Origin of the sequence: Collinsella sp. AM36-4AA, assembly GCF_003467795.1 — a bacterium.
In the GTDB taxonomy this organism is placed as follows: Bacteria; Actinomycetota; Coriobacteriia; order Coriobacteriales; family Coriobacteriaceae; genus Collinsella.
Genome location: NZ_QSHS01000027.1, coordinates 1 through 25,889, shown reverse-complemented (window position 1 = coordinate 25,889; position 25,889 = coordinate 1). Strand labels below are relative to the sequence as shown.

33 protein-coding genes and 1 riboswitch are annotated in these 25,889 nt (G+C 60.1%); of the genes, 4 read left to right on the top strand and 29 right to left on the bottom strand.

The genetic code is table 11. The features are described 5' to 3' along the window. Positions 1-363: 363 nt before the first annotated feature. The 23 genes from DW850_RS08505 to yqeB all read right to left on the bottom strand — a co-directional run bounded on the left by DW850_RS08505 (position 364) and on the right by yqeB (position 15,076). Complete coding sequence (locus DW850_RS08505) at positions 364-801, bottom strand: arginine repressor (protein ID WP_006235280.1); 438 nt, start codon at positions 799-801, stop codon at positions 364-366. A 132-nt stretch (positions 802-933) separates the two neighbouring features. After that, positions 934-1,932: a glycosyltransferase gene (locus tag DW850_RS08500; protein WP_147349608.1), complete on the bottom strand. Its 999-nt coding sequence runs from the start codon at positions 1,930-1,932 to the stop codon at positions 934-936. 203 nt (positions 1,933-2,135) lie between these two features. Beyond that, positions 2,136-2,960, bottom strand: a complete 825-nt coding sequence (gene truA / locus DW850_RS08495) for a tRNA pseudouridine(38-40) synthase TruA (protein WP_117786816.1) — start codon at positions 2,958-2,960, stop codon at positions 2,136-2,138. A gap of 92 nt (positions 2,961-3,052) precedes the next feature. Next, entirely contained in the window at positions 3,053-3,520 is a 468-nt protein-coding gene (gene rplQ, locus DW850_RS08490; RefSeq protein ID WP_055287451.1) for a 50S ribosomal protein L17, read from the bottom strand. A 30-nt stretch (positions 3,521-3,550) separates the two neighbouring features. Beyond that, complete coding sequence (locus DW850_RS08485) at positions 3,551-4,492, bottom strand: DNA-directed RNA polymerase subunit alpha (RefSeq protein ID WP_006235276.1); 942 nt, start codon at positions 4,490-4,492, stop codon at positions 3,551-3,553. A gap of 32 nt (positions 4,493-4,524) precedes the next feature. Further along, positions 4,525-5,121, bottom strand: coding sequence for a 30S ribosomal protein S4 (gene rpsD, locus DW850_RS08480; protein ID WP_006235275.1), 597 nt, complete (start codon positions 5,119-5,121; stop codon positions 4,525-4,527). A gap of 19 nt (positions 5,122-5,140) precedes the next feature. Then, complete coding sequence (gene rpsK, locus DW850_RS08475; RefSeq protein ID WP_006235274.1) at positions 5,141-5,545, bottom strand: 30S ribosomal protein S11; 405 nt, start codon at positions 5,543-5,545, stop codon at positions 5,141-5,143. A gap of 14 nt (positions 5,546-5,559) precedes the next feature. Then, positions 5,560-5,934, bottom strand: a complete 375-nt coding sequence (gene rpsM / locus DW850_RS08470; protein WP_022094275.1) for a 30S ribosomal protein S13 — start codon at positions 5,932-5,934, stop codon at positions 5,560-5,562. 14 nt (positions 5,935-5,948) lie between these two features. Next, positions 5,949-6,062, bottom strand: coding sequence for a 50S ribosomal protein L36 (gene rpmJ / locus DW850_RS08465; protein WP_006363204.1), 114 nt, complete (start codon positions 6,060-6,062; stop codon positions 5,949-5,951). Positions 6,063-6,212: 150 nt separating this feature from the next. Next, on the bottom strand, positions 6,213-6,431 hold the full coding sequence (infA, locus tag DW850_RS08460) for a translation initiation factor IF-1 (RefSeq protein ID WP_035137443.1): 219 nt from the start codon (positions 6,429-6,431) through the stop codon (positions 6,213-6,215). Between the two features lie 234 nt (positions 6,432-6,665). After that, positions 6,666-7,454, bottom strand: a complete 789-nt coding sequence (gene map, locus DW850_RS08455) for a type I methionyl aminopeptidase (protein ID WP_006235270.1) — start codon at positions 7,452-7,454, stop codon at positions 6,666-6,668. Continuing rightward, the gene (locus tag DW850_RS08450) at positions 7,451-8,077 is read right to left on the bottom strand and encodes an adenylate kinase (RefSeq protein WP_055252238.1); all 627 of its coding nucleotides are present in this window, start codon (positions 8,075-8,077) and stop codon (positions 7,451-7,453) included. Before DW850_RS08450 ends, map begins: the two co-directional genes overlap by 4 nt. Positions 8,078-8,095: 18 nt before the next feature. Further along, the gene (secY, locus tag DW850_RS08445; protein WP_035137447.1) at positions 8,096-9,382 is read right to left on the bottom strand and encodes a preprotein translocase subunit SecY; all 1,287 of its coding nucleotides are present in this window, start codon (positions 9,380-9,382) and stop codon (positions 8,096-8,098) included. Further along, positions 9,376-9,825: a 50S ribosomal protein L15 gene (rplO, locus tag DW850_RS08440; RefSeq protein WP_006235267.1), complete on the bottom strand. Its 450-nt coding sequence runs from the start codon at positions 9,823-9,825 to the stop codon at positions 9,376-9,378. Before rplO ends, secY begins: the two co-directional genes overlap by 7 nt. 3 nt (positions 9,826-9,828) lie before the next feature. Next, entirely contained in the window at positions 9,829-10,011 is a 183-nt protein-coding gene (gene rpmD, locus DW850_RS08435) for a 50S ribosomal protein L30 (protein ID WP_006235266.1), read from the bottom strand. A 2-nt stretch (positions 10,012-10,013) separates the two neighbouring features. After that, complete coding sequence (gene rpsE, locus DW850_RS08430; RefSeq protein ID WP_055252236.1) at positions 10,014-10,538, bottom strand: 30S ribosomal protein S5; 525 nt, start codon at positions 10,536-10,538, stop codon at positions 10,014-10,016. Between the two features lie 14 nt (positions 10,539-10,552). Continuing rightward, positions 10,553-10,921, bottom strand: a complete 369-nt coding sequence (rplR, locus tag DW850_RS08425; protein WP_006235264.1) for a 50S ribosomal protein L18 — start codon at positions 10,919-10,921, stop codon at positions 10,553-10,555. A gap of 75 nt (positions 10,922-10,996) precedes the next feature. Further along, positions 10,997-11,533 (bottom strand): 50S ribosomal protein L6, encoded by a 537-nt coding sequence (gene rplF, locus DW850_RS08420; RefSeq protein WP_006235263.1) that lies wholly within the window; start codon positions 11,531-11,533, stop codon positions 10,997-10,999. 33 nt (positions 11,534-11,566) lie between these two features. Beyond that, positions 11,567-11,965: a 30S ribosomal protein S8 gene (gene rpsH, locus DW850_RS08415; RefSeq protein WP_006235262.1), complete on the bottom strand. Its 399-nt coding sequence runs from the start codon at positions 11,963-11,965 to the stop codon at positions 11,567-11,569. A 119-nt stretch (positions 11,966-12,084) separates the two neighbouring features. After that, complete coding sequence (locus tag DW850_RS08410; RefSeq protein WP_022094280.1) at positions 12,085-12,270, bottom strand: type Z 30S ribosomal protein S14; 186 nt, start codon at positions 12,268-12,270, stop codon at positions 12,085-12,087. 79 nt (positions 12,271-12,349) lie between these two features. Beyond that, the gene (gene rplE / locus DW850_RS08405; RefSeq protein ID WP_006235260.1) at positions 12,350-12,907 is read right to left on the bottom strand and encodes a 50S ribosomal protein L5; all 558 of its coding nucleotides are present in this window, start codon (positions 12,905-12,907) and stop codon (positions 12,350-12,352) included. A gap of 321 nt (positions 12,908-13,228) precedes the next feature. Continuing rightward, on the bottom strand, positions 13,229-14,272 hold the full coding sequence (locus DW850_RS08400; protein WP_117786815.1) for an XdhC family protein: 1,044 nt from the start codon (positions 14,270-14,272) through the stop codon (positions 13,229-13,231). A gap of 9 nt (positions 14,273-14,281) precedes the next feature. Next, positions 14,282-15,076: a selenium-dependent molybdenum cofactor biosynthesis protein YqeB gene (yqeB, locus tag DW850_RS08395; protein WP_117786814.1), complete on the bottom strand. Its 795-nt coding sequence runs from the start codon at positions 15,074-15,076 to the stop codon at positions 14,282-14,284. 102 nt (positions 15,077-15,178) lie between these two features. Between yqeB and yqeC the strand changes: the two genes are divergently transcribed. After that, a complete protein-coding gene (yqeC, locus tag DW850_RS08390; protein ID WP_117786813.1) occupies positions 15,179-15,916 on the top strand; it encodes a selenium cofactor biosynthesis protein YqeC in 738 nt (245 codons plus the stop codon). A gap of 79 nt (positions 15,917-15,995) precedes the next feature. Here the strand turns inward: yqeC and hydA are convergent, their stop codons facing one another. From hydA to dpaL, 5 genes are all read right to left on the bottom strand, one after another. Then, a complete protein-coding gene (hydA, locus tag DW850_RS08385; RefSeq protein WP_117786812.1) occupies positions 15,996-17,363 on the bottom strand; it encodes a dihydropyrimidinase in 1,368 nt (455 codons plus the stop codon). Between the two features lie 9 nt (positions 17,364-17,372). Next, on the bottom strand, positions 17,373-17,987 hold the full coding sequence (locus tag DW850_RS08380; protein ID WP_158565250.1) for a nucleotidyltransferase family protein: 615 nt from the start codon (positions 17,985-17,987) through the stop codon (positions 17,373-17,375). A gap of 150 nt (positions 17,988-18,137) precedes the next feature. After that, positions 18,138-19,340 carry a knotted carbamoyltransferase YgeW gene (ygeW, locus tag DW850_RS08375; RefSeq protein ID WP_117786810.1) on the bottom strand — a complete coding sequence of 401 codons (1,203 nt, stop codon included), beginning with the start codon at positions 19,338-19,340 and terminating at the stop codon, positions 18,138-18,140. Positions 19,341-19,541: 201 nt separating this feature from the next. Further along, positions 19,542-20,927, bottom strand: a complete 1,386-nt coding sequence (locus tag DW850_RS08370; RefSeq protein ID WP_055252228.1) for a YgeY family selenium metabolism-linked hydrolase — start codon at positions 20,925-20,927, stop codon at positions 19,542-19,544. Positions 20,928-21,165: 238 nt separating this feature from the next. Further along, positions 21,166-22,380 carry a diaminopropionate ammonia-lyase gene (dpaL, locus tag DW850_RS08365; protein WP_055252227.1) on the bottom strand — a complete coding sequence of 405 codons (1,215 nt, stop codon included), beginning with the start codon at positions 22,378-22,380 and terminating at the stop codon, positions 21,166-21,168. 277 nt (positions 22,381-22,657) lie between these two features. Here dpaL and DW850_RS08360 point away from each other — a divergent pair, with 277 nt between their 5' ends. From DW850_RS08360 to DW850_RS08345, 3 genes are all read left to right on the top strand, one after another. After that, positions 22,658-23,311, top strand: a complete 654-nt coding sequence (locus DW850_RS08360; protein WP_117647522.1) for a transcriptional regulator — start codon at positions 22,658-22,660, stop codon at positions 23,309-23,311. Positions 23,312-23,434: 123 nt separating this feature from the next. Continuing rightward, a complete protein-coding gene (locus DW850_RS10200; protein ID WP_158565249.1) occupies positions 23,435-24,418 on the top strand; it encodes a hypothetical protein in 984 nt (327 codons plus the stop codon). Positions 24,419-24,715: 297 nt separating this feature from the next. Beyond that, a riboswitch (SAM riboswitch) is annotated at positions 24,716-24,806 on the top strand. An 8-nt stretch (positions 24,807-24,814) separates the two neighbouring features. Continuing rightward, positions 24,815-25,180, top strand: coding sequence for a hypothetical protein (locus DW850_RS08345; RefSeq protein ID WP_117786807.1), 366 nt, complete (start codon positions 24,815-24,817; stop codon positions 25,178-25,180). A gap of 359 nt (positions 25,181-25,539) precedes the next feature. Here the strand turns inward: DW850_RS08345 and DW850_RS10440 are convergent, their stop codons facing one another. Beyond that, positions 25,540-25,716 (bottom strand): hypothetical protein, encoded by a 177-nt coding sequence (locus DW850_RS10440; protein ID WP_158565248.1) that lies wholly within the window; start codon positions 25,714-25,716, stop codon positions 25,540-25,542. Between the last annotated feature and the right edge of the window lie 173 nt (positions 25,717-25,889).

The following is a 25,889-nucleotide window of genomic DNA, read 5'->3' as shown; positions in this document are numbered from 1 at the left end:
CCGAGACCACGGGCGGCGACACCACCGGCGGCACCGGTACGACCGGTGGCTCGACGGGCGGCTCCACTGGTGGCTCGACGGGCGGCTCCACTGGTGGCTCGACCGGCGGCGATGGCGGCACGCCTACGCCTACGCCCACTCCCGACCCCTCGCCCACGCCTGACGATACGGTCGGCTAAGAAGTACGCGACTAAAGCCAACAAGGCCCCGAGCAGCTTATTGAACTGCTCGGGGCCTTTTAGTTTGAAGCGACCTGGTGGGCGGTCTTTATACCGGCAAACAAAAAGGGGTACCGACCAACGTCGATGCCCCTTACAAGCCACTATGTCAGTGCACGCAATGCCGAGCGCACGGCCCGCACACCTACTTGCGAGAATTGCTCAGCTTATTGATCAGCGCCTCGAGGCGCTCGCCGTCCTCGGCCGTCTGGGCAATAACCAAAATCGTATCGTTGCCGGCAAGCGAGCCAAGCACATCGGGCAACTCTGCCGCATCAACGGCGGCGGCGATGCCGGAAGCCGTGCCAGGCTGAGCCTTGATCATAACCAGATTATCGGTACGCAGAACGCCCGTTACGAGCTCGGAAACCATACGCTGCAGGTGCAGGTCCTCTGCCAGAACATAGATGCCCTCAGGGAGCTTACGCAGCCCCATATCGGCAATATCGCGAGAGACAGTCGCCTGCGTGCAATCAAAGCCCATAGCACGGAGCTCATCGACCAGCACGCGCTGCGTGCGGACATCCTTATTGCGCACAATATCTCTAATGGCATCCTGGCGCCCATTGCGTTTTTTAGCCATACAAACCCTCTCTCCAAAAGATGGCGGAGACAATCAATCAGTGATTGAATAGTTTAACGCTATTTGAAGGCTTTTGTGTATAAGAACGCATTTCGAAACAATTCTATGCAAGTTTGTTTCGTAATGAGCCGTTTAGGCGGTTTTTGCGCCCGTCCGGTTAAGAAAAGCTGCCAGATGCGTACACATCACGCAGCGCGCGGGCTTGGCGCTGGCGATCGGCCCAAACAACAGACCGAGTCCCCGATGGTTATCCTTGAGCGCGGCGACCATCTGACGGGTTCGAGGCGCCTCGAGCATATCACGCATGCGGGCGGAACGCTCGATTGACGACACTCCATGCGGGCTCAGACACAAATTCTCGATGCAGGCGACCAGTCCGGCAAAGTAGAACTTTTGGCTTGCCAGCTTGAGCCGACCACCGCTATCTGCTTCCGAGAGTGAGTCCGCAAGCTCGTCGAGCGCCCGGGCGTCATCGGATACCTTGGCATACATGGTGGGATCAAAGGCATCTGTAAGCTTAGGCGCCGCCGCGTGGAAACAAGCGTCGCCGCATCCGGAGACGCGCTGTGCCTGCGAGAGCGCGCACGCCATAAACCCAACCGTGCGAAACGTCTTATCGCACAAAAGACATGCCTCAAACAGTGGACGGCTGTACATCACGCCAGAGACTTGAGCAACCAAGCCGCCTAAAATCAACTGGGGCAGCCCAGTCACCATAGAAGACTCGTCTTCTATGGCAATAGAGGCAGCATCCAAGACACGCGAATGGCGCTCTCGATGTGCATCATAGCGGTCGAGCGACACCGTGGGGAGCACTATGTCTGCCGTAGTATCGCACGCGATATCGACCATCTTGGAAAGGGACTGCGGAGCAAACCACTCATCGGCGTTCATAGCGATGATTTGAGAGCCACGCGAGGCAGCAAAACCGGCACGAAGACAAGCACCGCGCTTCGCGTCCTCGACGTCAATCAAATCAATATGGATGTCCCTGTCGGCAGCAACTTGAAGCGAATGGCGCACACCGGGCGCAGCATCGCGGCAGACAACGACAATCTGCAAATCGTAGAGGTCTTGGTTCTGGATACTCTCGAGCGCACGCATCGCATAGCTGGGCGAACCTTCTACCACAAGGATCACCGAAAGTCGCGGATGCGAGCCACGTCGAACCAAGTTATCCGTCCTCTCGACAGCAATGAATTAAATCGTGGTTCATGGTACACCCCGGCAATAAAAGCAATGAGACATCGGTTGTATTGCACGCCAAGAACAGATGTTGCACACGTGCAGCCCACAGATGACAGGTGTCGAAGCACGACGCGTCGAGCCCTCCCCTAGTCGAGCACGACAAGCTCGGCGGGATCGTAATCCACGCCCATAAACGTAAGGCCGCAGGCAGGAGCCGTGGGGCCCGCAGCGGTACGGTCGCAAGCGTCGATGACCTCGCGCATCCACTCGGGTTCGCGGCGATGCATGCCAATCTCGACAAGCGTGCCCACGATCGTGCGGACCATCGAATGCAAAAATGCGTTGCCCTCAATGGTAAACGTCAGGATATCCTCGCCAAAGGCCACCTCATGGCCAAACTCGGCCCGCATCACGCAGCGGTGCGTAGGCTTGCCCACGGCAGAGGCGACCTTGCAAAAGCTCTTAAAGTCCTGCTCACCCAAAAGCGCGGGACAGGCCGCAGACATGGCCTCGACGTCCAAGGGATAGCGATGCCACCACACGGCACCACGGGACAGCACGGGGCGCGCATCGCGATCGGCAATACGGTACGTATACGTACGGGAACGCGCGTCAAAGCGTGCAGAAAAGCCCTTACGGGCCCTGTAGACCTCGTTTATGGCGATATCTTTAGGCAGCAGGGCATCCATAGCCCGCAGCCACCTACGGCGCGTAAGGGCGAGCTCAGCGTCCGTTACGGGCACGCTGATGTACTGAGCCACGGCATGCACGCCGGCATCGGTACGACCTGCGCACGTCAGATCGATCGGACGGCGAAGCAGCGTCTCGATGGCTCGACGCAGCTCACCCGCAACCGTCGTCTGTCCCGGCTGCTCGGCAAATCCGCTATACGACGAGCCATCATAGGCCACGCGAAATACGAGCGTGGCGTCAAGCTCGGAAATCGAATTGAAATCAGACGGCGCAGTCATGGGCGCTCCCAACAAACAAGTAACGGTATCGCGACAAAAAAAGAGGGGTACGCGAACGTACCCCTCGAATATAGCCTATGCAGACGGATTGTCTACTCAGCGGTCTCCTCAGCAGGAGCCTCCTCGGCAGCCTCGACCTTCTTGGGAGCAGCGGCCTTCTTGGGGGCCGGAGCAGCCTTCTTGGCCTTAGGCGTGCAAGGCTCGGTGACGAGCTCCATGATAACGATGGGAGCATTGTCGCCCTTACGGTTACCGAGCTTCATGATGCGGGTGTAACCGCCGTTGCGGTCCTGCCACATACCCTGGGCAGCCTTGTCGAAGATCTCGGCAACGAGCTGCTTATCGCCGAGCTTGGCGATAGCCAGACGACGAGAGTGCAGGTCGCCCTTCTTGGCCCAAGTGATGATCGGATCGACGACCGAACGCAGCGCCTTAGCGCGGGTCTCGGTGGTCTTGATGCGGTCGTTCTCGAAGAGGGCCTTAGCAAGGCTCTTCTTCATGGCCTTGGTGTGGCTCGCATCGGTGCCGAGCTTCAGGCCCTTCTTAACGTTGTGACGCATGGTCTAGTTTCTCCTCAAATATGCGAAGCATTAAGCCTTCAGGCTCAGGCCCATGGACTCAAGCTTGTCCTTCACTTCCTCGATCGACTTAACACCGAAGTTACGGATGTTGAGCAGATCGTTCTCCGAGAACTCAACGAGCTGACGGACCGAGTGAATGCTGGCGCGTTTAAGGCAGTTGTAGGAACGGACGGAAAGGTCAAGATCCTCGATCTGCTTGTCCAGCTCGGCGTTGTCGTTGGTGACCTCGGGAGCGAAGATCGAAGCCTCCTCCTCGACCTCGGGGGTCTCGGCAAGGTTCATAAAGGCGGCCATATGCTGGTTGATGATATTGGCAGCCTGGACCACGGCGTCGCGCGGGGCGATGGAACCGTTGGTCTCGATCTCGAGGACAAGGCGGTCGTAGTCGGTATGCTGACCGACACGGCAAGCCTCAACGAGCTTGGCGCAACGGGAAACCGGCGAGTACAGCGAGTCGACGTGGATCACACCGATGGGATCGTTGTCGCGCTTGTTGGCCTCGCCAGAAACATAGCCGCGGCCATAGCCGATGCGCATGCTCATGGTGAGATGGCCACCCTCGGTGAGCGTAGCAATGTGCTGCTCGGGGTTGACCAGCTCAAACTCGGACGGAATAAAGAAGTCCGCACCGGTGACCTCGCAGGGGCCGTCAACCGAGATGGTGGCGGTCGCCTCGTCGGTCGTGCCGAGAGCCCTGAAGACAAGACCCTTGACATTCAGGACGATGTCGGTGACATCCTCGACCATGTTAGGGATGGTCATGAACTCGTGCTGCGCACCATCGATCTGAATAGCCTCGACGGCGGCACCCTCGAGCGAGGACAGAAGAACGCGACGAAGGGAGTTACCCAGCGTATCGCCGTAGCCACGCTCGAGCGGCTCGACGGAGACACGAGCAGACGTCTCGTTGATCTCTTCGACCTGAACCTGAGGCCTAATGAATTCTGACATGTATTACCTCCAGCCTCAGCAGCCCGGATGGACTACTTAGAGTAGAGCTCGACGATGAGCTGCTCGTTGATATCACCGCTGATCTGCTCACGCGTCGGCAGAGCGAGCACGTTACCAGACAGCTTCTCGATATCGACCTCGAGCCAGCCAGGGACCTCAAAGCGCTCGGAGGAAATCAGGGCCTCCTTGATGGGGAGGAGGTCACGGAACTTCTCGCCGACAGCGACGACGTCACCGGCCTTGACGCGGTAGGACGGGATGTCCACGCGCTTGCCGTTCACGGTGAAGTGACCGTGACGGACGGACTGACGAGCCTCTTTGCGGGTGCGGGCGAAGCCAAGACGGAAGACAACGTTGTCGAGGCGAGACTCAAGGATGATCATGAGGTTCTCACCGGTGACGCCGTTCATCTTACGGGCCTTGTTGAAGTAGCCGTGGAACTGCTTCTCCAGAACGCCATAAATAAACTTGACCTTCTGCTTCTCGCGCAGCTGCATGCCGTACTCAGATTCCTTGCGACGGCGCTTGGGCTGACGGATAGATTCCTTCTTGCTGCTGTAACCGAGCTCAGCGGGATCGATCCCGAGCTGACGGCAGCGCTTAAGAACAGGAGTCCTGTCGATTGCCATATTGATACGATCCTTTCAGTTACACGCGGCGACGCTTCTTGGGGCGGCAGCCGTTGTGCGGAATGGGGGTCTTGTCCTGGATGCTCGAGACCTCGAGGCCAGCAGCCTGGAGGGAGCGGATGGCGGTCTCACGACCGGAGCCGGGGCCCTTGACGAAGACGGAAACCTTCTTCATACCGTGCTCCATGGCCTGCTTGGCAGCAGCCTCGGCAGCCATCTGGGCAGCGAACGGCGTGGACTTACGGGAGCCCTTGAAGCCCACCTGGCCAGCCGACTTCCAGGAAATGACGTTGCCCTGGGGATCGGTGATCGAAACGATCGTGTTGTTGAACGTAGAACGAATGTGAGCCTGGCCCACGGAAATGTTCTTACGGTCCGCGCGCTTCAGACGGGCAGCGCGAACGTTCTTCTTAGCAGTAGCCATCTATCTAGCGCTCCTTATTTCTTCTTCTTAGCACCGATCTGACGCTTCGGGCCCTTGCGGGTACGAGCGTTAGTGTGGGTGCGCTGGCCGCGGACCGGGAGGCCCTTGCGGTGACGAAGGCCGCGGTTGCAGCCGATGTCCATAAGGCGCTTGACGTTCTGGTTGCGCTCACGGCGGAGGTCGCCCTCAACCATGATCTGGTTCTTATCGATATAATCGCGGATGGCGTTAACCTCATCCTCGGTGAGGTCCTTAACGCGCGTATCCACGTTAACGTTGCACTCGACGCAGATCTTCGTCGCAGTGGTGCGGCCGATGCCGTAAATGTAGGTCAGACCGATCTCAACGCGCTTCTCACGCGGGAGGTCGACACCATTAATACGGGCCAACGTAGTCTCCTCTCTTAACCCTGACGCTGCTTATGACGGGGGTTCTCGCAAATGACGAGGACCTTGCCATGGCGCCTAATGATTTTGCACTTATCGCACATCTTCTTGACCGAAGGACGTACCTTCATCGTTCTTCCTTTCGGTAGCGCTCAAACTACTTCCCTACTATCTACTCGCCCAGCCGCAGGCGTTTAAAACTATGGCTGGTCTTCACACACAATCCGACCGTAGGTTGAGCTAAGCCTGCAGCCGGAAATGGAGTGCGTGTATGCGTGCCGCTATTTGTAGCGATAGGTGATGCGGCCGCGGGTCAGGTCGTACGGGGAAAGCTCCACGACAACCCTGTCACCGGGGAGAATACGGATGTAATTCATTCGGATCTTGCCAGAAATGTTGCACAGAACCGAATGACCGTTCTCGAGCTCGACCTTAAACATGGCGTTGGGCAGCGGTTCCTTTACCGTACCCTCGAGCTCAATTGCGTCTTCCTTCTTCACAAGCAATCATCTTTCTCTAGAAAACGACAGCGATTGAGTATTCTACAATACGCATGCACGTATCGTAGTATCTTCGTAATGGCTCCACAACTAAGCGGAACTTGTTACATTTGAGAAATGTAAAACAAAGCCGTTCCCTGATGCCCAAGATCGCCTTGAAATGAGAAGGCATAGACCTTGGGGTCATGCCTTCGAAATTGAAAGGCGAGGTTGGGCATCAGGGGGCGGCGACTTTTACATTTCACCGCCTTGCAAGGAACACCAAGCACCCTGGGCATCCGTGGTGAGAATCACCGGACCGTCATTGGTAATGGCGACGGTGTTCTCGTAGTGTGCGGCGGGCAGGTGGTCGTTGGTCGTAACAATCCAACCGTCGGAGCCCGTGCTCACATGGTTGGAACCCATCGTAACCATCGGCTCGATGGCAATGACCATGCCGGCCTGGAGGCGAACGCCCCTCCCCTTCTTTCCATAGTTAGGAACGTTGGGGTCCTCGTGCATCACGCGGCCAATGCCATGGCCCACATAGTCACGAAGCACGCCGTAACCGTGAGACTCGGCGAGGGACTGAACGGCGTAACCAACATCCCCGATATGGTTACCGGGAACAGCCTGCTCGATGGCAGCCTTAAGGCAATCGCGCGTGACCTCGCACAGGGCCTTGGCCTCGGGCGTGGGTGTGCCGACAAAAAACGTCCAAGCGTTATCGCCAACCCAACCGTCGACAACGGCTCCCGTATCGATGGAGATGATATCGCCATCGCGCAGGATCATGTCGGGGTTGGGAATACCGTGGACCACGGCATCGTTAATCGATGCGCAAATGGTACCGGGGAACCCGCCGTAACCCTTAAAGGCCGGGGTGCCGCCATGCATACGGATAATCTGCTCCGCGAGCTGATCGAGCTCAAAGGTCGAAACACCAGGGCGCACCATGGCTCCAACGTGGCGGAGCGCCATCTTAGATAGCGCTCCTGCCTTCTTCATCTGCTCGATTTGCGTTGCAGACTTAATCTTGATCATAGACCAAGAGCCTCTTTGACATCCCCGTACACGGTCTCGCGAGCCTGGTCACCGTTGACCGACTTGAGCAGACCCTGGCCACGATAGTAGTCGACGAGCGGGCTCGTGGACTTCTCGTAGACGTCGAGACGGTTCTTGATGGTCTCGGGCTTGTCGTCGTCGCGCTGATACATCTCGCCGGCGCACTTGGGGCAGGTAGCATCGGCAGCGGTGCCGGTGTAACCGCAGGCGCGGCAGGTGCGACGCGAAGACAGACGATCGATGATGACCTCGGGGGCCACGTCGACCAGAAGGGCGCAGTCGATCTCGCGACCCATGGCGGAGAGCTCGGAATCGAGCGTCACAGCCTGGGCGGTGTTGCGCGGGAAGCCGTCGAGGATGAAGCCCTGCTGGGCGTCATCGGCAGCAAGGCGCTCCTTGACAAGGTCGATCACGAGCTGGTCGGGAACGAGCTCGCCAGCGTCCATGTACTTCTTAGCCTGAATACCAAGCTCGGTGCCACCCTTGACGGCAGCACGCAGCAGGTCGCCCGTGGAAATGTGAGCGACGCCAAACTCGGCGACGAGCTCCTGTGCGACGGTGCCCTTACCGGCACCCGGAGCTCCGAGCAATACGAGGTTCATGAGCAATCCTCCTCTAGCCTATTTAAAGAATCCATCGTAATCATACATCTTGATCTGGCCTTCGAGCTTATCGACCGTGTCGAGCACGACGCCGACCATGATGAGGATGGACGTGCCGCCAAATGCCTGGATCAGATGGTTACCCGTGAAGGAGAAGATGATCGAAGGCACGATGGCGATGAGCGCCAAAAAGACAGCGCTGGGAAGCGTGATCTTGTTGAGCGCGTTCTTGATGTAGGCCGCGGTAGCCCTACCCGGACGGACGCCCGGAATAAAGCCGCCCTGCTTCTTAAGGTTGTCGGCCGTGTCATCGGGGTTGAACACCATGGAGGTGTAGAAGTACGCGAAGAACACGATGAGGACAACATTAAGCACCCAGTTGAGCCAACCGGTCGAAAGCGCAGAGGCAACTGCCTGAATCCAGCCGATGCCGGGGAAGAACACGGCAATCTGAGCCGGGAAGTACAGCAGCGCCGAAGCGAAGATGATCGGCACGACACCCGCGGTATTGACCTTGATGGGCAGGTAGGTGGTCTGGCCACCCATCATGCGACGGCCCACGACGCGCTTAGCGTAGGAGACCGGGATGCGGCGCTGGCCGCGCTCAAGAAAAACAATCAGCGGGATAACCAGCAGGATGATGGCGCAGATGATCACCATGGTGATGATGCCACCGGCATTACCCTCGGTGCTGGAGAAGATCGCCTGCGGCAGGCCGGCCATGATGTTCGCAAAGATGATCAGGGACATGCCATTGCCGATACCGCGCTGGGTGATGAGCTCACCAATCCACATGATCAGCATAGCGCCCGCAGTGAGCGTGCCGACGATCATGAGGTCGAAGATGATCTCGGGAGCGCCGGCGCCATTAAAGCTGATGCCGAAGCTCTTAAAGAGGAAGAGGTAACCCACGGAGTTGAGGATTGCCAGAGCCAGGGTGAGGTAACGCGAATACTGCGTAATCTTGGTCTGACCGACCTCACCCTCGCGGGCAAGCTCATGCAGGGAAGGCACAACGGCCTGGAGCATCTGGAGGATGATTGAGCTGGTGATGTAAGGCATGATGCCCAGCGAAAACACCGACACATAGCTCAACGCGCCGCCAGAGAAAAGATTCAGGAGGGCCATAGCACCTGCGGCGACCGAATTGTTATCGGTCGAGAAAAGGCCCAGCATCCCCTGGAAGGGAATGCCGGGCACAGGAACGTGCGCACCAATGCGGTACACGACGAGCATAGCTATGGTAAAAAGAATCTTTTCGCGCAATTCTTTGATGCGGAAAGCATTCTTAAGACCATTTAGCACGGCAGCTCGACCTTTCCGCCGGCGGCCTCGATCTTGGCCTGCGCAGAAGCGCTTACCTTGTCGACCTTGACCGTGAACTTCTTGGTGAGCTCACCATTGCCGAGCACCTTGACGGGCTCGAACTCGCTCTTGGTGATGCGAGCGGCCTTAAGAGCGGCACCGTCGATCACAGCGCCATCCTCGAACTTACGCTCGAGACGCTCAACGTTAACAGCGGTGTACTCGATACGACGGGGGTTGCGGAAGCCCGGAAGCTTGGGCAGGCGCATAGCCAGCGGAGTCTGGCCACCCTCGAAGCCGGCACCCTTGGTGCCGCCAGAGCGGGAACCCTGGCCCTTCTGGCCGCGGCCAGAAGTGGTGCCGTGACCCGAAGAATTGCCACGGCCGACGCGCTTGCGGTTCTTGGTGGAACCGGGCGCGGGAGTAAGATCGTGAAGCTGCATTTGCTACTCCTCTACAATCTCGACAAGGTGCTTGACCTTGAAGATCATGCCGCGGACGGACTCGTTGTCAGCAATCTCGCGAACCTCGCGGATCCTGTGGAGACCGAGGGCACGGACAGTACGGACCTGGTCCTGCTTGCAACCGTTGGTGCTGCGGACCTGCTTGATCTTGATGGTGTCAGCCATGCTTAGTTCTCCTTACCGACGAACATCTCGGAGACCGTCAGGCCACGGCGAGCCGCGACGTCCTCAGGGCTGGAGAGCTCCTTGAGGCCCTCGACGGCAGCCTTGATGATGTTGAGGCCGTTGTCGGTACCGAGGGACTTGGACAGGACGTTCTTGATGCCAGCAAGCTCGAAGAGGGGACGCACAGCGCCGCCGGCGATAACGCCGGTACCCTCGACAGCGGGCTTGATGATGATGCGGCCGGCACCAAAGTGGCCGAGAACCTCGTGCGGGATGGTGCCCTGCTCGGTCACCGGCACGTGGAACATGTTCTTCTTGGCATCGAGAGACGCCTTGGAGATGGCCAGGGGCACCTCAGCGGACTTGCCCATGCCAACGCCGACGTTGCCCTTGCCGTCGCCAACGACGACGAGAGCGACGAGGCTCATGCGACGACCACCCTTGACGGTCTTCGACACGCGGTTGATGTAAACGACGCGCTCCTCGAACTCGGAGGCCTCGCGCTGCTGCTTCTGATTACGAGCCATGTGCTACATACCTCCTAGAACTCGAGACCGGCGGCACGAGCACCGTCGGCGAGGGCCTTGACGCGGCCATGGTAGATACGGCCACCGCGATCGAAGGCGACCTTGGTGATGCCGGCCTCGATGGCGCGCTTGCCAACGAGCTGACCGACCTTCTCCGCAGCCTCCTTGTTCGAGGTGTGGGTGCCCTTGAACTCGGCCTCGAGGGTCGAGGCAGAGACGAGCGTCAGGCTAGAGCCCTTGCTGTCGTCGATGATCTGGGCATAGATGTTGGCGTTAGTACGGGTCACGCGAAGACGCGGACGCTCGGAGGTACCCGAGACCTTGCCGCGAACACGACGCTGACGACGCTTGAGGCCTTCCAGCTTCGCCTTATGCTTGTTCATACGTAAACTCCTAAAAAGGTTGATCTTGCCAGCACCTGACGGGGTGCTGGTCTTATGCGAGTGAGTCGGTTACGACTACTTGGCGGCCTTACCCAGCTTGCGGCGGATGTGCTCGCCAACGTAGTGGATACCCTTGCCCTTGTAAGGCTCGGGAGGACGATGGCCGCGGATCTCAGCGGCGATCTGACCGACCTGCTGCTTGTTGATACCCTTGACGTTCACGTGGGTGTTGTCGGGAACCTCGAAGGTGATGCCCTCGGGAGCCTCGACGATCACGGGGTGCGAGAAGCCCAGGGAGAACTCGAGGTTCTTGCCCTTCTGCTGCACGCGGTAACCGACGCCGGCGAGCTCGAGCTTCTTCTCGAAGCCCTCGGAAACGCCGACAACCATGTTGTGGATGAGGGCGCGGGTGAGGCCGTGGCGGGCACGGGTCTCACGCTCGTCGTCGGGACGGGAAACGGTGAGGACGTTGTCCTCGACGTTGATAGCGAGCTTCTCAAAGACATCGAGCTCGAGCTGGCCCTTGGGGCCCTTGACGACAACGTTGTTGCCGTTGACTGCCACTTCGACTCCGGCGGGAATCTGGACAGGCTTATTACCGATACGAGACACGGTGATCTCCTTTCCTTCTACCTACCGAGCGAATTACCAGACGTAAGCGATGATCTCGCCGCCGACGTTGTGCTTGCGAGCATCGCGGTCGGTCATGACGCCATGGCTGGTGGAAATAATGGCGGTACCAAGGCCGCCGCGGACGCGGGGCATGTCGGCAACGCCGGTGTACTTACGCAGGCCCGGCTTGGAAATGCGGCGGATGCCGTTGATGACCTTAGCCTTCTTGGGACCATACTTAAGCGTGATGTGCAGAGTCTTCTGGGGAACGGTGTCCTCGACATCGTAGCCCTCGATGTAGCCCTCCTCGTGCAGAACACGAGCGATCTCGACGAGCTTCTTGCTGCTCGGCATGGAGACCGTGGCCTTGTTCACAGAGTTAGCGTTACGGATGCGCGTAAGCATATCTGCGATCGGGTCTGTAAGGTTCATACAGATTCTCCTTCGTTCTTGATGAACACGTGCTCTTGGTTCTTCGCCGCCCTTAACGGCAAAGCCTTTTTAGCGCGTTTTCCCTGTTCCAAACTGATGCTTGAAACGCTGGTAGTGACTTACCAGCTGGCCTTCTTAACGCCGGGAAGCTCGCCCTTGAGTGCAAGCTCGCGGAAGCAGACACGGCACAGGCCGAACTTGCGGTACACAGAGTGCGGACGGCCGCAGCGCTGGCAGCGCGTGTACTCACGAGTAGAGAACTTCTGCTTGCGATTGCACTTGACGATCATCGATGTCTTAGCCACTTATATCCTCCTCACATAGAGTATTGTTCGCCCCAAGCGCCGCCCCCTTGTGGGAACGGCGCTTATAGGGCAGGTGAACCTATTTCTTGAACGGGAAACCGAAGGCGTCCAGAAGGGCCTTGGCCTCCTCATCGGTGTTGGCGGTGGTCACGAAAGTGATGTCCATGCCACGCTGGTGATCGACGGAGTCGAAGTCGATCTCGGGGAAGATGAGCTGCTCGGTAACGCCCATGGAGAAGTTACCACGGCCGTCGAAGCTCTTGGCGGAGATGCCGCGGAAGTCGCGGATACGGGGGATCGCGACGGAGGTCAGACGATCGAAGAACTCCCACATACGGTCGCCACGCAGGGTAACCTTGCAGCCGATCGGCATACCAGCGCGCAGGCGAAAGGTAGCGATGGACTTGCGGGCACGGGTGATCATCGGCTGCTGGCCGGTGATGGCGCGCAGGTCGCGCACGGCACCGTCGATGGCCTTGGAATCGGTAGCGGCCTCGCCGACACCCATGTTCACGACGATCTTCTCAAACTTGGGGATCATCATGACGTTCTCGTACTGGAACTTGTCCTGAAGCTGCTGCTTGACCTCGTTGTTGTACTTGGTCTTCAGACGCGGCACATACTTCTCTTCTGCCATTGTTCACTCCTTCTTGGGGTTTTAAGCACGGGGCGTGGCCACGATGGGTTGTCCTCGTGCCTCCTGGCTGCATCCGCGCCGCTCATGGCATTTCGCGGTTTGGACTCGACGCAGCAGGAGCCGACAAAACAATCGGTACTATACGCGCATCGGGAGCGTATTTCCAGAAAAACCTCGTCTGCCTGCACAACTCCACAACTCCCCCGCACATATTGATCCCTAGGGGATCAATATGGCAGTTGCGGTGAAATAGGGACTGTTTGACGGCTTAACCGGCTTAAACAGTCCGTATTTCACCGCATCTTATTGATGGGGATGCGACTAGCGCTTGCGGGGGACGAGCTTGGTGCGGCGCAGGTGGATCATCTCGGCAGCGATGGAGATGGCAATCTCCTCGGGATCCTCGGCCTCGATGGCAACGCCGATCGGCAGGTGCAGCCCGTCGATCTGGTCCTGCGTAAAGCCCTCCTGCTCCAGGCGGGCGCGCACAAAGGCCGTCTTGCGGCGCGAACCCAGACAGCCCAGATAGGCGGGTTTGGCGCGCATGGCCTGAATCACCACGTCGATATCGGACTTGTGGCCTGCTGTGGCAACGACCACCAGGTCGCGCGGGCCGATTGGGCACTGCTCGCTCAGGTTCTTGTAGTCGACCAGACGACGGTCGTAGACACCGGGCACCCATTCGGGGGTCAGCGTGCCGGGGCGGTCGTCGCAGGCCACGACGGCAAAACCCGCCGCCGTGAGCACCCGCGCCGTCGCAGCGCCCACGTGGCCGCAGCCAAAGATATAAGTCAGGCCCTCGGGGCAGAGCGTCTCGACGTGCGCCACGGGAATCTCGGAGGCCGCGTTGGTGTAGCTGACCTTACCCCCCTCCTCCACCAGCGAAAGCCCGGGGCAGCCCGCAATGGTACGGCGCGATTCCTCGCCATGGTACTCGGCCACATCGCCCTCGAGCGCGCTCGCGACAAACGGCTCAAAGTCGATGACGAAGTCGCCGATGCGCCGATAGGCCAAGACGTCGGCAATTTCCTGGAACAACGGTACCTGGGTCGCATCCAGATGCAGGTAGCACAAGCAGATGGCTCCGCCGCAGATCATGCCGGTATCGGAGTTCTCGCCGCCCATAGTGTAGCGGACCAGACGCGACTGTCCCGCGCTCAGGAGCTCGCGCGCCTCATCCAGCGCAAAAAGCTCAATCTTGCCGCCGCCGATGGTGCCCGCTTGGCTGCCATCGGCAAAGACGGCCATCCAGGCGCCCACGCCGCGCGGTGACGACCCCGCCGTACCGGCCACGACCACGAGCTCGCACGTCTCACCAGCACGCAAGGCGGCAAGCGCCGCATTCACAACATCGAGCTTTTCCATTGCCGCCTTCTATCCTCTAAAGACACCGGTGAGCATAGCGAGCGCCTCGAGCACACCGCCGCCGACCGACGTCGCCTTGTCCGAAATGTAGTTGATATAGCTGGCATCGCCGCGCGGATCGACATCGGCGCATTTAAAGCCCTCAGTCACCTGCACGCCGTTCGCCAAAAGCCCGCGCAAGCAGCCGTCAATCTGCGTGACCATGGGAGTATCACCCGCATACCCGATCACATCGCCGGCACTCACGATGTCGCCGATGGTGCGGTCGGACCTAAACACGCCGGCGGCGGGGCTGTGGATAACACGTTCCTTGCCATAGCCGGCGATAATGCCCGGCACGCCCGTGTTGGGCTGGGGCGAACCTTGGGTAATGACACGGCCGAGAAAATGTCCGCGCATGGTCTCGACCACGGCGTCGCAGTCAACCGGCGCGGTAAAGCCCGGCCCCACAGCGATGACGGCAGGCGCCATGTCGCGCGTGGTGCCCAAGTTGCGCTTAGCCAAAATCGCGTCGACCACAGCCGCGGGTTTAAGCTCATCGAGCATCTTGGCCTGAGGGTCCACCACAACGGCGACGTCTCCAGCCTCGGTAATCTCAAGCGCCTCAGCCGGCGTCCGTGCCAAGCGAGCGCGAATGCCTTCGACCTCGACCTCGCCCAGGCGAATGGCCTCGCAAAAACAGATTGTGCGGCGGATGCACGTGGGAACCGCGATATCGGCCATAACGACCGAAACGCCGGCGCGCACCAAGCGAGCGGCGACGCCCGTGGCGATATCGCCGGCGCCGCGAACATAAACGAGCATTCCCGGGGCACCTCCCTGTGCTACGGTTTGAGCAGAGCAAAAGCGGTTCGGCCGCTACTCTGATGATTATTTATTATCACAGTATTATACGGCGGTGAACAGATGGAAACGACGAGCGGAAACCTTGCCTCCGCGCTCAAGATCGAGCCGGGCATTACCGCGATTATCGGCAGCGGCGGCAAGTCGACGTTGCTGAAGATGCTGGGTCTCGAGCTCATGCGCGGCGGCGGGCGCGTGCTCCTCTGCACCACCACGCACATGTTTCCCGTCGCCGGCGTGCCATGGGACGGGTCGAGCCGTCGCCTGGACGCCGCGCCTTGGAAGCCGGGGACCCCGCATGTTCCCGGCTGCACCTGCGAGGCATGCGCGGAACTTGTCCGCGGAAGCATCTGCCAGGCGGGTGTTTTGGACCCGGAGACAGGCAAGCTCTCCGCCCCCGCTGAGCCGATCGACCAGCTGGCGCAGCGCTTTGACTATGTGTTGGCCGAGGCAGATGGCAGCAAGCGACTCCCGCTCAAGGCGCATGCCGCCTGGGAGCCGGTAATTCCCGCCGCCACGGCAAACGTTGTCTGGGTCGTCGGCGCCTCGGGGCTGGGCAGGCCCGTCGCCGAGGTTGTCCACCGCCCCGAGCTCTTCTGCGAGCGCTGCGGCTGCGAGCCTACCGACATCGCCACGCCCGAGCGCGTCGCCCAGGTGCTCAATGCCGAGATGCAGGCGCTGGGACTCAGCACCGCACGCGTCATGCTCAACCAAGCCGACACGCTTGCCGACCCAACAATGGCAGATCGCTTCGAGGCAGCCCTCAACCGCCCCCTCATCGCCACCAGCCTCCAGGGGTAGCAAATTTGGGACGGGGCTCTTTTTGCTACCCCGTCCCGAAAAATCATCTCCCAAATTAGCTACCCCGGCGGTCTTCCTGTTAGCGGGGCACGTAGCGGCCGGGTTGGGCTCCGGTGGGCTCGCCGTCGCGTGCCGCCAGCACGCCGTTCACAAACACGGCCTTGGCGCGGCCATGTGCCCCAAAGCCCTCGAGCGGCGTGTAGTCCACGGCCTGATGCTGCGTCGCGGCGCTGATCGTCCAACGCGCGCACGGATCCCACACGCACACGTCGGCATCGGCGCCCTCGGCAAGACAGCCCTTGCGCGGATACATGCCAAAAACGCGCGCCGGGTTCTCGCTCATCAAGCGGCACAGATCCTCGGGACCCAGCTGTCCCTCAAAGCTCGTGGCAATCGCAACGGGACGATGCTCCACGCCGGGCCCGCCGTTGGGAATCGCGCGGAAATCATCGCGTCCTCGGTCCTTTTGCCCGTGCAGATTAAAGCTGCAGTGGTCGGTGGCAATAGTATCGATCTCGCCAGCCACAAGCGCCTCGCGCAGCGCGGCACGGTCACCGGCATGGCGCAGCGGCGGGCTCATCACGTACTTGGCGCCCGCAAAGCCGTCCTCGCCCTGCTCCAGATAGCAGGTGTCGTCGAGCATCAGATACTGAGGGCATGTCTCGACATAGATGTTCTTCTGCCCGCGCGCTTTGGCAGCGCGAATGGCCTCGAGCCCCAGCTTGGTCGAAAGGTGCACCACGTTGACCGGAGCGTCCCCGGCCAAGTGCGCCAGATACAGCAGGCGGCTCACGGCCTCGGCCTCACACACGTCCGGACGGCTGAGCGCATGGCCCTCGGGCCCGTGGATACCCTGCTCAAACACGCGCTTCTGCAGCGCGTTGACCAACGTGCCGTTCTCGCAATGCACGCACAGGATACCGCCCACGCGCTTGAGCTCCTCCAGCACCTCGAGCGTCTCGGCATCGTCCAGGCGCAGATGGTCGTAGGCAAAGTAGGTCTTAAACGACGACACGCCCGCCTCGCGCATGGCCGAAAGATCGGCGCGGTTGCGCTCATTCCACTCGGCAAGCGCCATATGGAAGGCATAGTTGGCGGTGCAGGTGCCGTCGGCGCGATGACGCCACTCGACCAAGGCATCGGGCATGGTCACGCCGCGATCGGCCGTCGCGTAGTCCACAATGGTCGTCGTGCCGCCGCAGGCAGCCGCGCGCGTGCCGGTCTCAAAGCTATCGGCTGTCCAATCCATGCCGGTCCAGCACTGCATGTGCGTGTGCCCATCGATAAAGCCCGGGAACACCCAGCAGCCCGCAGCATCCTCGACGGTATCGCCCTCGGCCGGCTCAATCGCCGCGGCAATCCGCACGATCTTATCGCCATCCATGGCAAGATCGGCGCGGCGAAGCCCCTGGGGCGTCACGAGTGCGCCGTTTTTGATGATGATCATAATTGCTCCTTATTGATTGATGCAGTTGGCCTCGCGATCAAAATACGAGCAGGCGGCGATATGCTCCGTTATGCGTCGCTGTCCCTTGACGGTATCGACGTCCCACAGCTCGTAGGCACGCGCCTCGACCAGCACCACGTCGGTACGGTCCTTGAGGATCGAACCGCCGCCGTCCTTACCCTCAAGACACATAAGTGCATCGAACAGTTCCGCCGGAAAGAGCACCGGGCTCGAAGGCTCACCGTTGCACGCAAGACGCACCGGATGCTTGCGGCCACGCTCGTCAAATGCACGAACCATAGCCTCAAAAGAATCCGAACTCACGAGCGGCTGGTCGCCCGGCAAAAAGAGGCAACCTTTCCAGTTGCGTTCGACTCCCCACGAAAGGCCCGCACGGACGCTTTCGCTGCGCAGCTCGCCATCGTGCAGCACGCACGGGCAATGCTTGTCATCACAAATCTGAGCGACCTCGGGCCAACGCGTCGAAACCACAACGTCAAAGCCCCGGGGAACCGAATCAATGGTCCGGGCAATCAGCGGCTCGCCATAGATATCGGCGAGCATCTTGTTAGAGCCAAATCGCTTGCCCTCGCCCGAAGCCATAATGACGCAACCAAGTTTCATGGCGATACCTCCCCTGGAACCATCGTACCCATAACTCGCGTCGCGGGGCATCTACATCGAAAGCGCTTATCCCGCACGCCCACGATGCAAAAAGGGGCACCCCGCCGGTTGGCAGAGCGCCCCCTTTACATGGCTTACCTCAGCGCGGCTTTAGGCCTGGAACCAACGGGCGGTGTTGCGCTCGTCGAGGGCCTTGAGGGTAGCGGCGGGATCGGCAACCTTCTGCAGGAACATCATGGCTGCGATGGCGTACGGCTTGTAGCTGGCCTCCTTGTACATGCCCACGCGGTGCATGTCAAAGACGTCGGCGTTGACCTCGCCGTGCTCGCAAGAGACACCAGAGATGTCGGCGGGCAGCGGATGCATAAAGATGGTGTCCTGGCCGTTGGCGGTCTTCTCCATGAGCTCGGTCGTGGAGCACCAATCCTGATGGGTGGCGTTCTGAGCGAGCAGCTCCTTCTCGAGCGCAGCGATGCCGGCGTCGTCGCCCTCGGCGTACAGGTTGGTGCGCTTCTCCATGGCGGCAAACGGAGCCCAGCTCTTGGGGATCACGATGTCGGCGTCTTCGAAGGCCTCGGCCATGGTGTTGACCTGCTTAAAGGTGGTGCCGGACTCGGCGGCATAGCCCTTGGCGCGCTCGACGACCTCGGGCATGAGATCGTAGCCCTCGGGGTGGGCCAGGGTGACGTCCATGCCAAAACGGGGCAGCAGGCTGATCAGCGACTGCGGGCAGGACAGCGGCTTGCCGTAAGAAGGCGAATAGGCCCAGGTGACGGCAACCTTCTTGCCCTTGAGGTTCTCGAGGCCGCCAAACTCGTTGATGAGGTAGAGCATGTCGGCAGAGGACTGCGTGGGGTGATCGGAGTCGGACTGCAGGGAGATGAGCGTGGGACGGTGATCCAGAACGCCGTCCTCGTAGGCCTGCTGGACAGACTCGGAGACCTCGGCCATGTAGGCGTCGCCCTTGCCGATGTACATGTCGTCGCGGATGCCGATGACGTCGGCCATGAAGGAGATCATGGTAGCGGTCTCGCGGACGGTCTCGCCGTGAGCGATCTGGGACTTCTTCTCGTCCAGGTCCTGCAGCTCGAGGCCGAGCAGGTTGGCGGCCTTAGAGAAGGAGAAGCGCGTACGGGTGGAGTTGTCGCGGAACAGGGAGACGGCCAGGCCCGAGTCGAAGATCTTGGACGAAACGTTGTTCTCACGCAGCTCGCGCAGGGCGTCGGCAACGATGTAGAGAGCCTTGAGCTCATCGGTGGTCTTATCCCAGGTGTGCAGGAAGTCGCTGCCGTACATGCCCTTAAAATCGAGGCCGTTCAGCTGCTCGACGAGCTCGGTAAACTTGGCGTCCATGTAAATATCCTTTCCATAGATGAAACGATCGCAATGAGTAGATGTGCTCCGGCATGCGCGTGTGGCTAGAACATGCAGAGCGCTATGACGAGGACCCGCTACCGTTGAGGAAGCATGGGAGATAACGACCGCGGGCCCCAAGTCAACAGGGGGTGCCGGGGACACGAGCTGTCCCCGGCTCAACAAGATCGAGGAATGGGACTAATCGATCTTGTTGTTGGTCAGACCGGCGCGGAACACGGTGGCATCGCCATCGGCCTGGCTCGGATCGTAGAGGTTCAGGGCAGCCACATACATGGCGGCAGCGGTGACCAGGTCGTCCTTGTAGGTGACCTCGTTGGGAGCGTGAGCCTGAGACTCGGCACCCGGGCCGAAGCCGACGCAGGGGATGCCATAGCGGCCCTGGATGGAAACGCAGTTCGTGGAGAAGGTCCACTTGTCGCACAGCGGGCGACCGGTGCGCTTGTCCATGCTGGGCTCGCAGCCGATGCGCTCGTCACCGAACATGGCCTTGTGGGCGTCGACGAGGGCCTTGACGTGCGGAGCGGTCTCCTTGTTGATCCACGTGGGGAAGTAAGCCTCGGTCTCGTAAACCTCGCCGGTCCAGGACGGACGGTCGTACATGTACATGGAGACCTTCACGTCGTCGCCGTACTTCTTGGCGGCCGGCAGGTTACGGATCTCGTCCAGGCAGGACTCCCAGGTCTCACCGGCGGTCATGCGACGGTCGATGGAGATGGCGCAGGAGTCAGCGACAGCGCAGCGGCTGGGGCTGGTGTAGAAGATCTGGCTGACGGTGCAGGTGCCGCGGCCCAGGAAGCGGGCGTCCTCGAAGTGCTCGGGGTTGTACTTGGGGTCGAGCATCTTGACGAGGCCCTTGATGTCGGTCGACTCGTCACAGCCGTTGTTGTTGAGGGCGCGGACGTCGGCGATGATGTCGGCCATCTTGTAGATGGCGTTGTCGCCGCGGTCGGGAGCGGAGCCGTGGCAGGAGGTGCCGTGAACGTCGACGCGGATCTCCATGCGGCCGCGGTGACCGCGATAGATGCCGCCGTCGGTGGGCTCGGTGGAAATGACGAACTCGGGCTTAATGCCGTCCTTGTTGTAGATGTACTGCCAGCACATGCCGTCGCAGTCCTCTTCCTGGACGGTGCCGACGACCATGATCTTGTAGCCCTCGGGGATGAGGCCCATGTCCTTCATCATCTTGGCAGCATAGGTAGCAGAAGCCATGCCGCCCTCCTGGTCGGAGCCGCCGCGGCCGTAGATGATCTCGTCGGTTTCGTAGCCCTCATAGGGATCGGCATCCCAGTTCTCGATGTTGCCGATACCGACGGTGTCGATGTGGGAGTCGATGGCGATGATCTTGTCGCCCTCGCCCATAAAGCCCATAACGTTGCCCAGGCCGTCGACCTTGACCTCGTCATAGCCAAGGCTCTCCATCTCGGCCTTGATGCAGGCAACAACCTCACCCTCCTCGCAGGACTCAGAGGGGTGAGAGATCATAGCGCGCAGGAAGCGAGTCATATCAGCACGATGAGACTCAGCCGCAGCCTTGATAGCGTCGAAATCGAGTTCTTTAGCCATAACAGTCAACCTTTCTACAAGGGTTTACCTACAGGTAGATATCTCAGATAGATCACTTGTGCCAAGCGGCGTGAGGTCGAGCACCCCACAAGCAAGTAACCATAGGAGGCGGACGGAGGACTTTGCTCCGTCGCGAGTTCCGCACGAGCCGGAGAGCACTTAATGTGCTCTCCGTGCGAGCAGGACTGTCCGAGCAGGGAGTAAAGTCCTCCGGCTGCCTCCGGACAGGTCAGACCCGCTAGCAAGTCGGGTACTCGCCCTCCCAGACGATGCGACGGTACTGATCCGGATCGGTGTCGCCCTCGGTGGAGAAGCAGAGCACGGAGCTCGTCTTGTCCAGGCCGATGAGCTCCTTGAGCTCGGCGTACTCGGGATCGAGCATAAGGGTCTCGACCAGACCGGTGGTCACGGCGCCGGACTCGCCGGAGATAACGCGCGGGTCGCCCTTCTCGGGAGCGCCCAGGGTGCGCATGCCGCGAGCGGTGACCCAGTCGGGGCAGGACACGAAAGCGGTGGTGTGGTTGCGCAGGATATCCCAACCCAGGATGTTGGGCTCGCCGCAGCACAGGCCGGCCATGATGGAGGGCATGTCGCCGTCCACGATGCGCGGATCGCCGTCGCCGGCGGCAGCGCCCTTGTACAGGCAGGCGGCAGGCGCGCACTCGACCACGACGAAGGTGGGCGGGTTATCGGGATACAGGTTGGTGAAGTAGCCCACCACGGCGCCGGCGAGCGAGCCCACGCCAGCCTGGACAAAGACGTGCGTCGGGCGGTTGATGGCCATCTCGCGCAGCTGCTCGGCAGCCTCGGAAGCCATGGTGCCGTAGCCCTCCATGATCCAGGACGGGATCTTCTCGTAGCCCTCCCAGGCGGTATCCTGAACGATGACGCCGCGCTCGCAGGCGTCGGCCTCGGCGGCGGCCATGCGCACGCACTCGTCGTAGTTGACCTCTTCGATGGTCACCGTGGCGCCCTCGGCGGCGATGTTATCAAAGCGGGGCTTGGTGGAACCCTTGGGCATGTGCACGACGGCCTTCTGGCCCAGCTTGTTGGCAGCCCATGCCACGCCGCGGCCATGGTTGCCGTCGGTGGCAGTAAAGAAGGTGGCCTGGCCAAAGTCCTTGGCAAGCTGATCGGAGGTCAGGTAATCGAAGGTGCACTCGGCAACGTCCTTGCCGGTCTCGTCGGCAATGTAGTTGGCCATGGCAAACGAACCGCCCAGGACCTTAAAGGCGTTGAGGCCAAAGCGATAGCTCTCGTCCTTAACGCACAGGTTGGAAAGGCCCAGGCGCGCAGCCTGACCATCCAGGCGGGCAAGCGGAGTGACGGTGTACTGGGGGAACGACTGGTGGAAGGCGCGGGCCTTCTTCACGTGGTCGAGGCTCATGATTCCCAAGTGCTTGTCATCGCTCTTGGGCATCGTGTTGCCCGCCCACTGGATCTTATCGGCCATACGGTGAACTCCTTAAGTTCTCTCTTGCCGGCCCCCGCATACGCGTTTCAGCCCGATCCCATTCACACGGCTGAACTTTTATGTGGATGCCAAACAAAAAGTTTGTTAGCACTGTTCTATCACACTTTTTGAATGGAAAACCTAACAAATTGTTTGTTGCCGTAATCGGTACCTTTTCGCCGCCGAACGGTCGCATAACGCAGCGATGCTTTCGTTATTTGCGAACAAGTGGGGTTTATGGCACAGTGAGCCCAAACTAATTTTTAGGAAGGCACCCATGACCCCCGCACAGATTGAGTTCTACAAGCGCCTTGCACACGGCCTGGCGCTCCAATTTGGCCCCAACTGCGAAGTCGTCGTCCACGACCTGGAGACCGAGGACGTGGACCGCTCCATCGTAGTGATCGAAAACGGCCACGTCAGCGGGCGCAAACTGGGTGACGGCCCCAGCCATATTGTGCTTGAATCCATGCACGAGGGCACCGCCGACGTGCACGACCGCGAGCCGTACCTCACCAAAACCGCCGATGGCAAGCTGCTCAAGTCCTCGACCATCTTTATCCGCAACGATGAGGGCAAGCCCGTCGGCATTTTGGGCATCAACTTTGACATTACGCTTATGAAGGCTTTTGAGCGTTCGCTCGACGCCTTTACCGGCACCGGCGGCACGGGTTACACCGAGCCCGAGCCCATTACCAAGAACATCGGCGACCTGCTCGAGGACCTGCTGCACGAGTGCGAACAGTTTGTGGGCAAGCCCGCGGCACTCATGACCAAAGATGAGCGCATTCGCGCCATTGGCTACCTCGACCGTCGCGGCGCCTTCCTCATTTCCAAGTCGAGCGAGCGCGCCTGCGAGTTCTTTGGCATCTCCAAGTACAGCTTCTATAGCTACCTCAATGAGGCCAAGGCGGCGGCCGACGACAAGTAGGCACTCGCCTAGATTGCCCCTCCCCTTTTGGGCGCGAGTTCTGGAAAGCTCGAATCCAAGACCGAGCCGCTTGGGAAGTTCCATATAATCGATGTCATTAGTATTTCGAAAGGGTGGAACAGAATGGCGTTGAGCAAGGCATCATGCACCGGTCGCGGATTGATTCCGGCAATTGGTGGACATGTGCACCGCATGTTCGATGAGGGTGAAGACGACCTGTTTTCGCTGAGCCTTGACGACGTGATGGATGATCGCCCGTGGACCGCCGACGAACTCATGGGCGGTGGGGCTCGCCCGTCAAGCCCCAATCCCGCACTTGCGCCTAAGCCCGCATCTGCGCCGACTCCTGCGCAGCCGCCTGTTTTGACGCCCGCGTCTGCGCCCGCACCCATTTCGGCGCCCACGCCCACTCCCCGCCCCGCAAGCGACCCGTCCGAGACGGCGGCATTTCTCGCTGCGGCGACGCAGGGCAAATCGGCCGACAGCACCGTTATGTACAGCGCCCAGCAGTTGCCTGTTCCTGCGGCACGCAAGCCTCCGGTCACAAGGCTCGATGAGCCCGTTGCCCATCAGGTTGCCTACGATTTCTGGGCTGCAGCCGATCTGGATGAGACCTCTACCGGCATGCCGGCGCTCGATGTTCCAGTTAACCCGCTTTTTGCCGCCAACACGAGCGCCGCGGATTATGAGGGCGGTGCGGCATATTCCGATTATTCCGATGGCTATGCTGACACCGGTCGCATCGAGACCGAAGATTATGGCACCGCATCGAGCGATTATCTCAACGATCCGTACGCTGCCACGCCTGCACCGGAATATGACCCGGAGGCCGCGTCCGCGCCGGCGTATACCAAAAGCACGGGCGAAGAGCGCTTCGCCGATTATTACGCCACGGAAAAGGCGCTGCGTTTCTCGGAATTTCCGCAGGCAGTCAAGGTTGCCTTTATCGCCATTATCATTGCCCTGCTCGGCGTCATTGCGTTTGAGGGATTCCAGCTGTTCCGCGGCCCCACCGCGTCCGAATCGGCAACGCGGCAAAAAGAGGACGACAATCAGCACTTGGACATCAACACCCTCAAAGGCGACCCCAACGACGGAGACGAGTAGCGAGGGTTAAGGCGGCCACAGGATTCCGCATCCAGCACTGGCTTCTAAGTGCTGTTTTGTCATCCAGCTACACTTTTCCGGATAATTTGCCTATCGAATTTGACACTTTTCCGTAATTTTGAGGTGCCGATTTCGACACTTTTCCGTACTTTTACACGACTGATTTCGACACTTTTTCGGATGAAAGCCGAATAATCACTTGGGAAACCAACGCCATCCGCGCGTCATTTCGCAAGCGCGCTTGATTTGTGTCCGCGCTCGCTGATAGACTCCATCGTGCCCGCAAAGAGCGGGCGCGTTTTATCCAGAGTCGGGGTAGAGAGTTGGCTCCACGATCCCGACGCCAACCGGCCAAGAGGCACGGTGGCCCTGCCAACATCGATGAAAGGAGTCCGTATGGACAATTTCTCCGTGCGCAGTGAGTACAGCTTCCAGAATCTGGCAGCCAAGCCAAAACAAATACATCTTCTGGACGAGCCGAGCGGCTACGCCTCGGCCATGGTCAAGAGTAGTCTCTCCCACCAGATGCGCTTTACCGTGCAGGTGCTCGAGGAAGAGCTCTGCGCCGCCGGCGACCCGCACGTGCTGCAGATCAAGCTGCTCGGAGACAACTCGCGCGAGCCGTCCAGCTGGAAGCTCTTTGCCGACGGCGTGTGCGTTGCGGACGGATCCGGCGTCTTTGCCCGCGAGTGCTTCTGCGAGGGAGCTGAGGTGTTCCTAAACCTGTGCCGCGACGCCGTGCGCGCGGCCGAGCTGTACTAGTGGAGCCAGAGGGAGTATGAGCTGTTGAGTGCGGCCCGCGGGATTGCGGGGGCGTAGGAACAGAAGCCTCATGATGGTGGCCTCGGCTGGAATGACGTATCGCTCGATAAATGATCTCAACAACGTAGCCGATGCGCCGCATTTCGCCTCAAAGGCATTGAGCGATCGGGCGGCGTCCAGCATTTCTTTGATATCCCCAATTGATTGTTCCGAGAAAGTCTCTTCATGCCCTCATAATCGCCCTTACGAGAAACTTGGACGAGACGGGCGTCCATACGCCGTCTCTAAACTAACGAGCCGTTCGCGGAAAGAACATCAGGCTAGCGTGGGCCAAAGATATACTGGTATCGTTGCAACAATTATGGAAGATCGGCATCGTCAATGACCTCCTTGAAATTCTCCAGGCGCTTCGCGCTTAGTCTGCTCGTCCCGCTGTCCGCCGCCGTAGCGCTAGCTTTGCCCTCAACCGTCCTCGCTGCGTCGGACCCGAACCCGCCCAGCATCTCCAACGTGACGTTATCCGCGACGACAGTCACGGCCGGCTCCACGCTGCATGTCGGCTACGATGTGGACGACCCCGATGGGGTGCGGTCAGTCACGCCGATAGTCGAGGTCGTCGTCGATAGCGATGACGGGGACCAGGGCAACAGCTCCCGCCTCGCCTTCCGGTCGACCGGCGACTGTTGATGTTCACTAAGAAGTGGTCCGA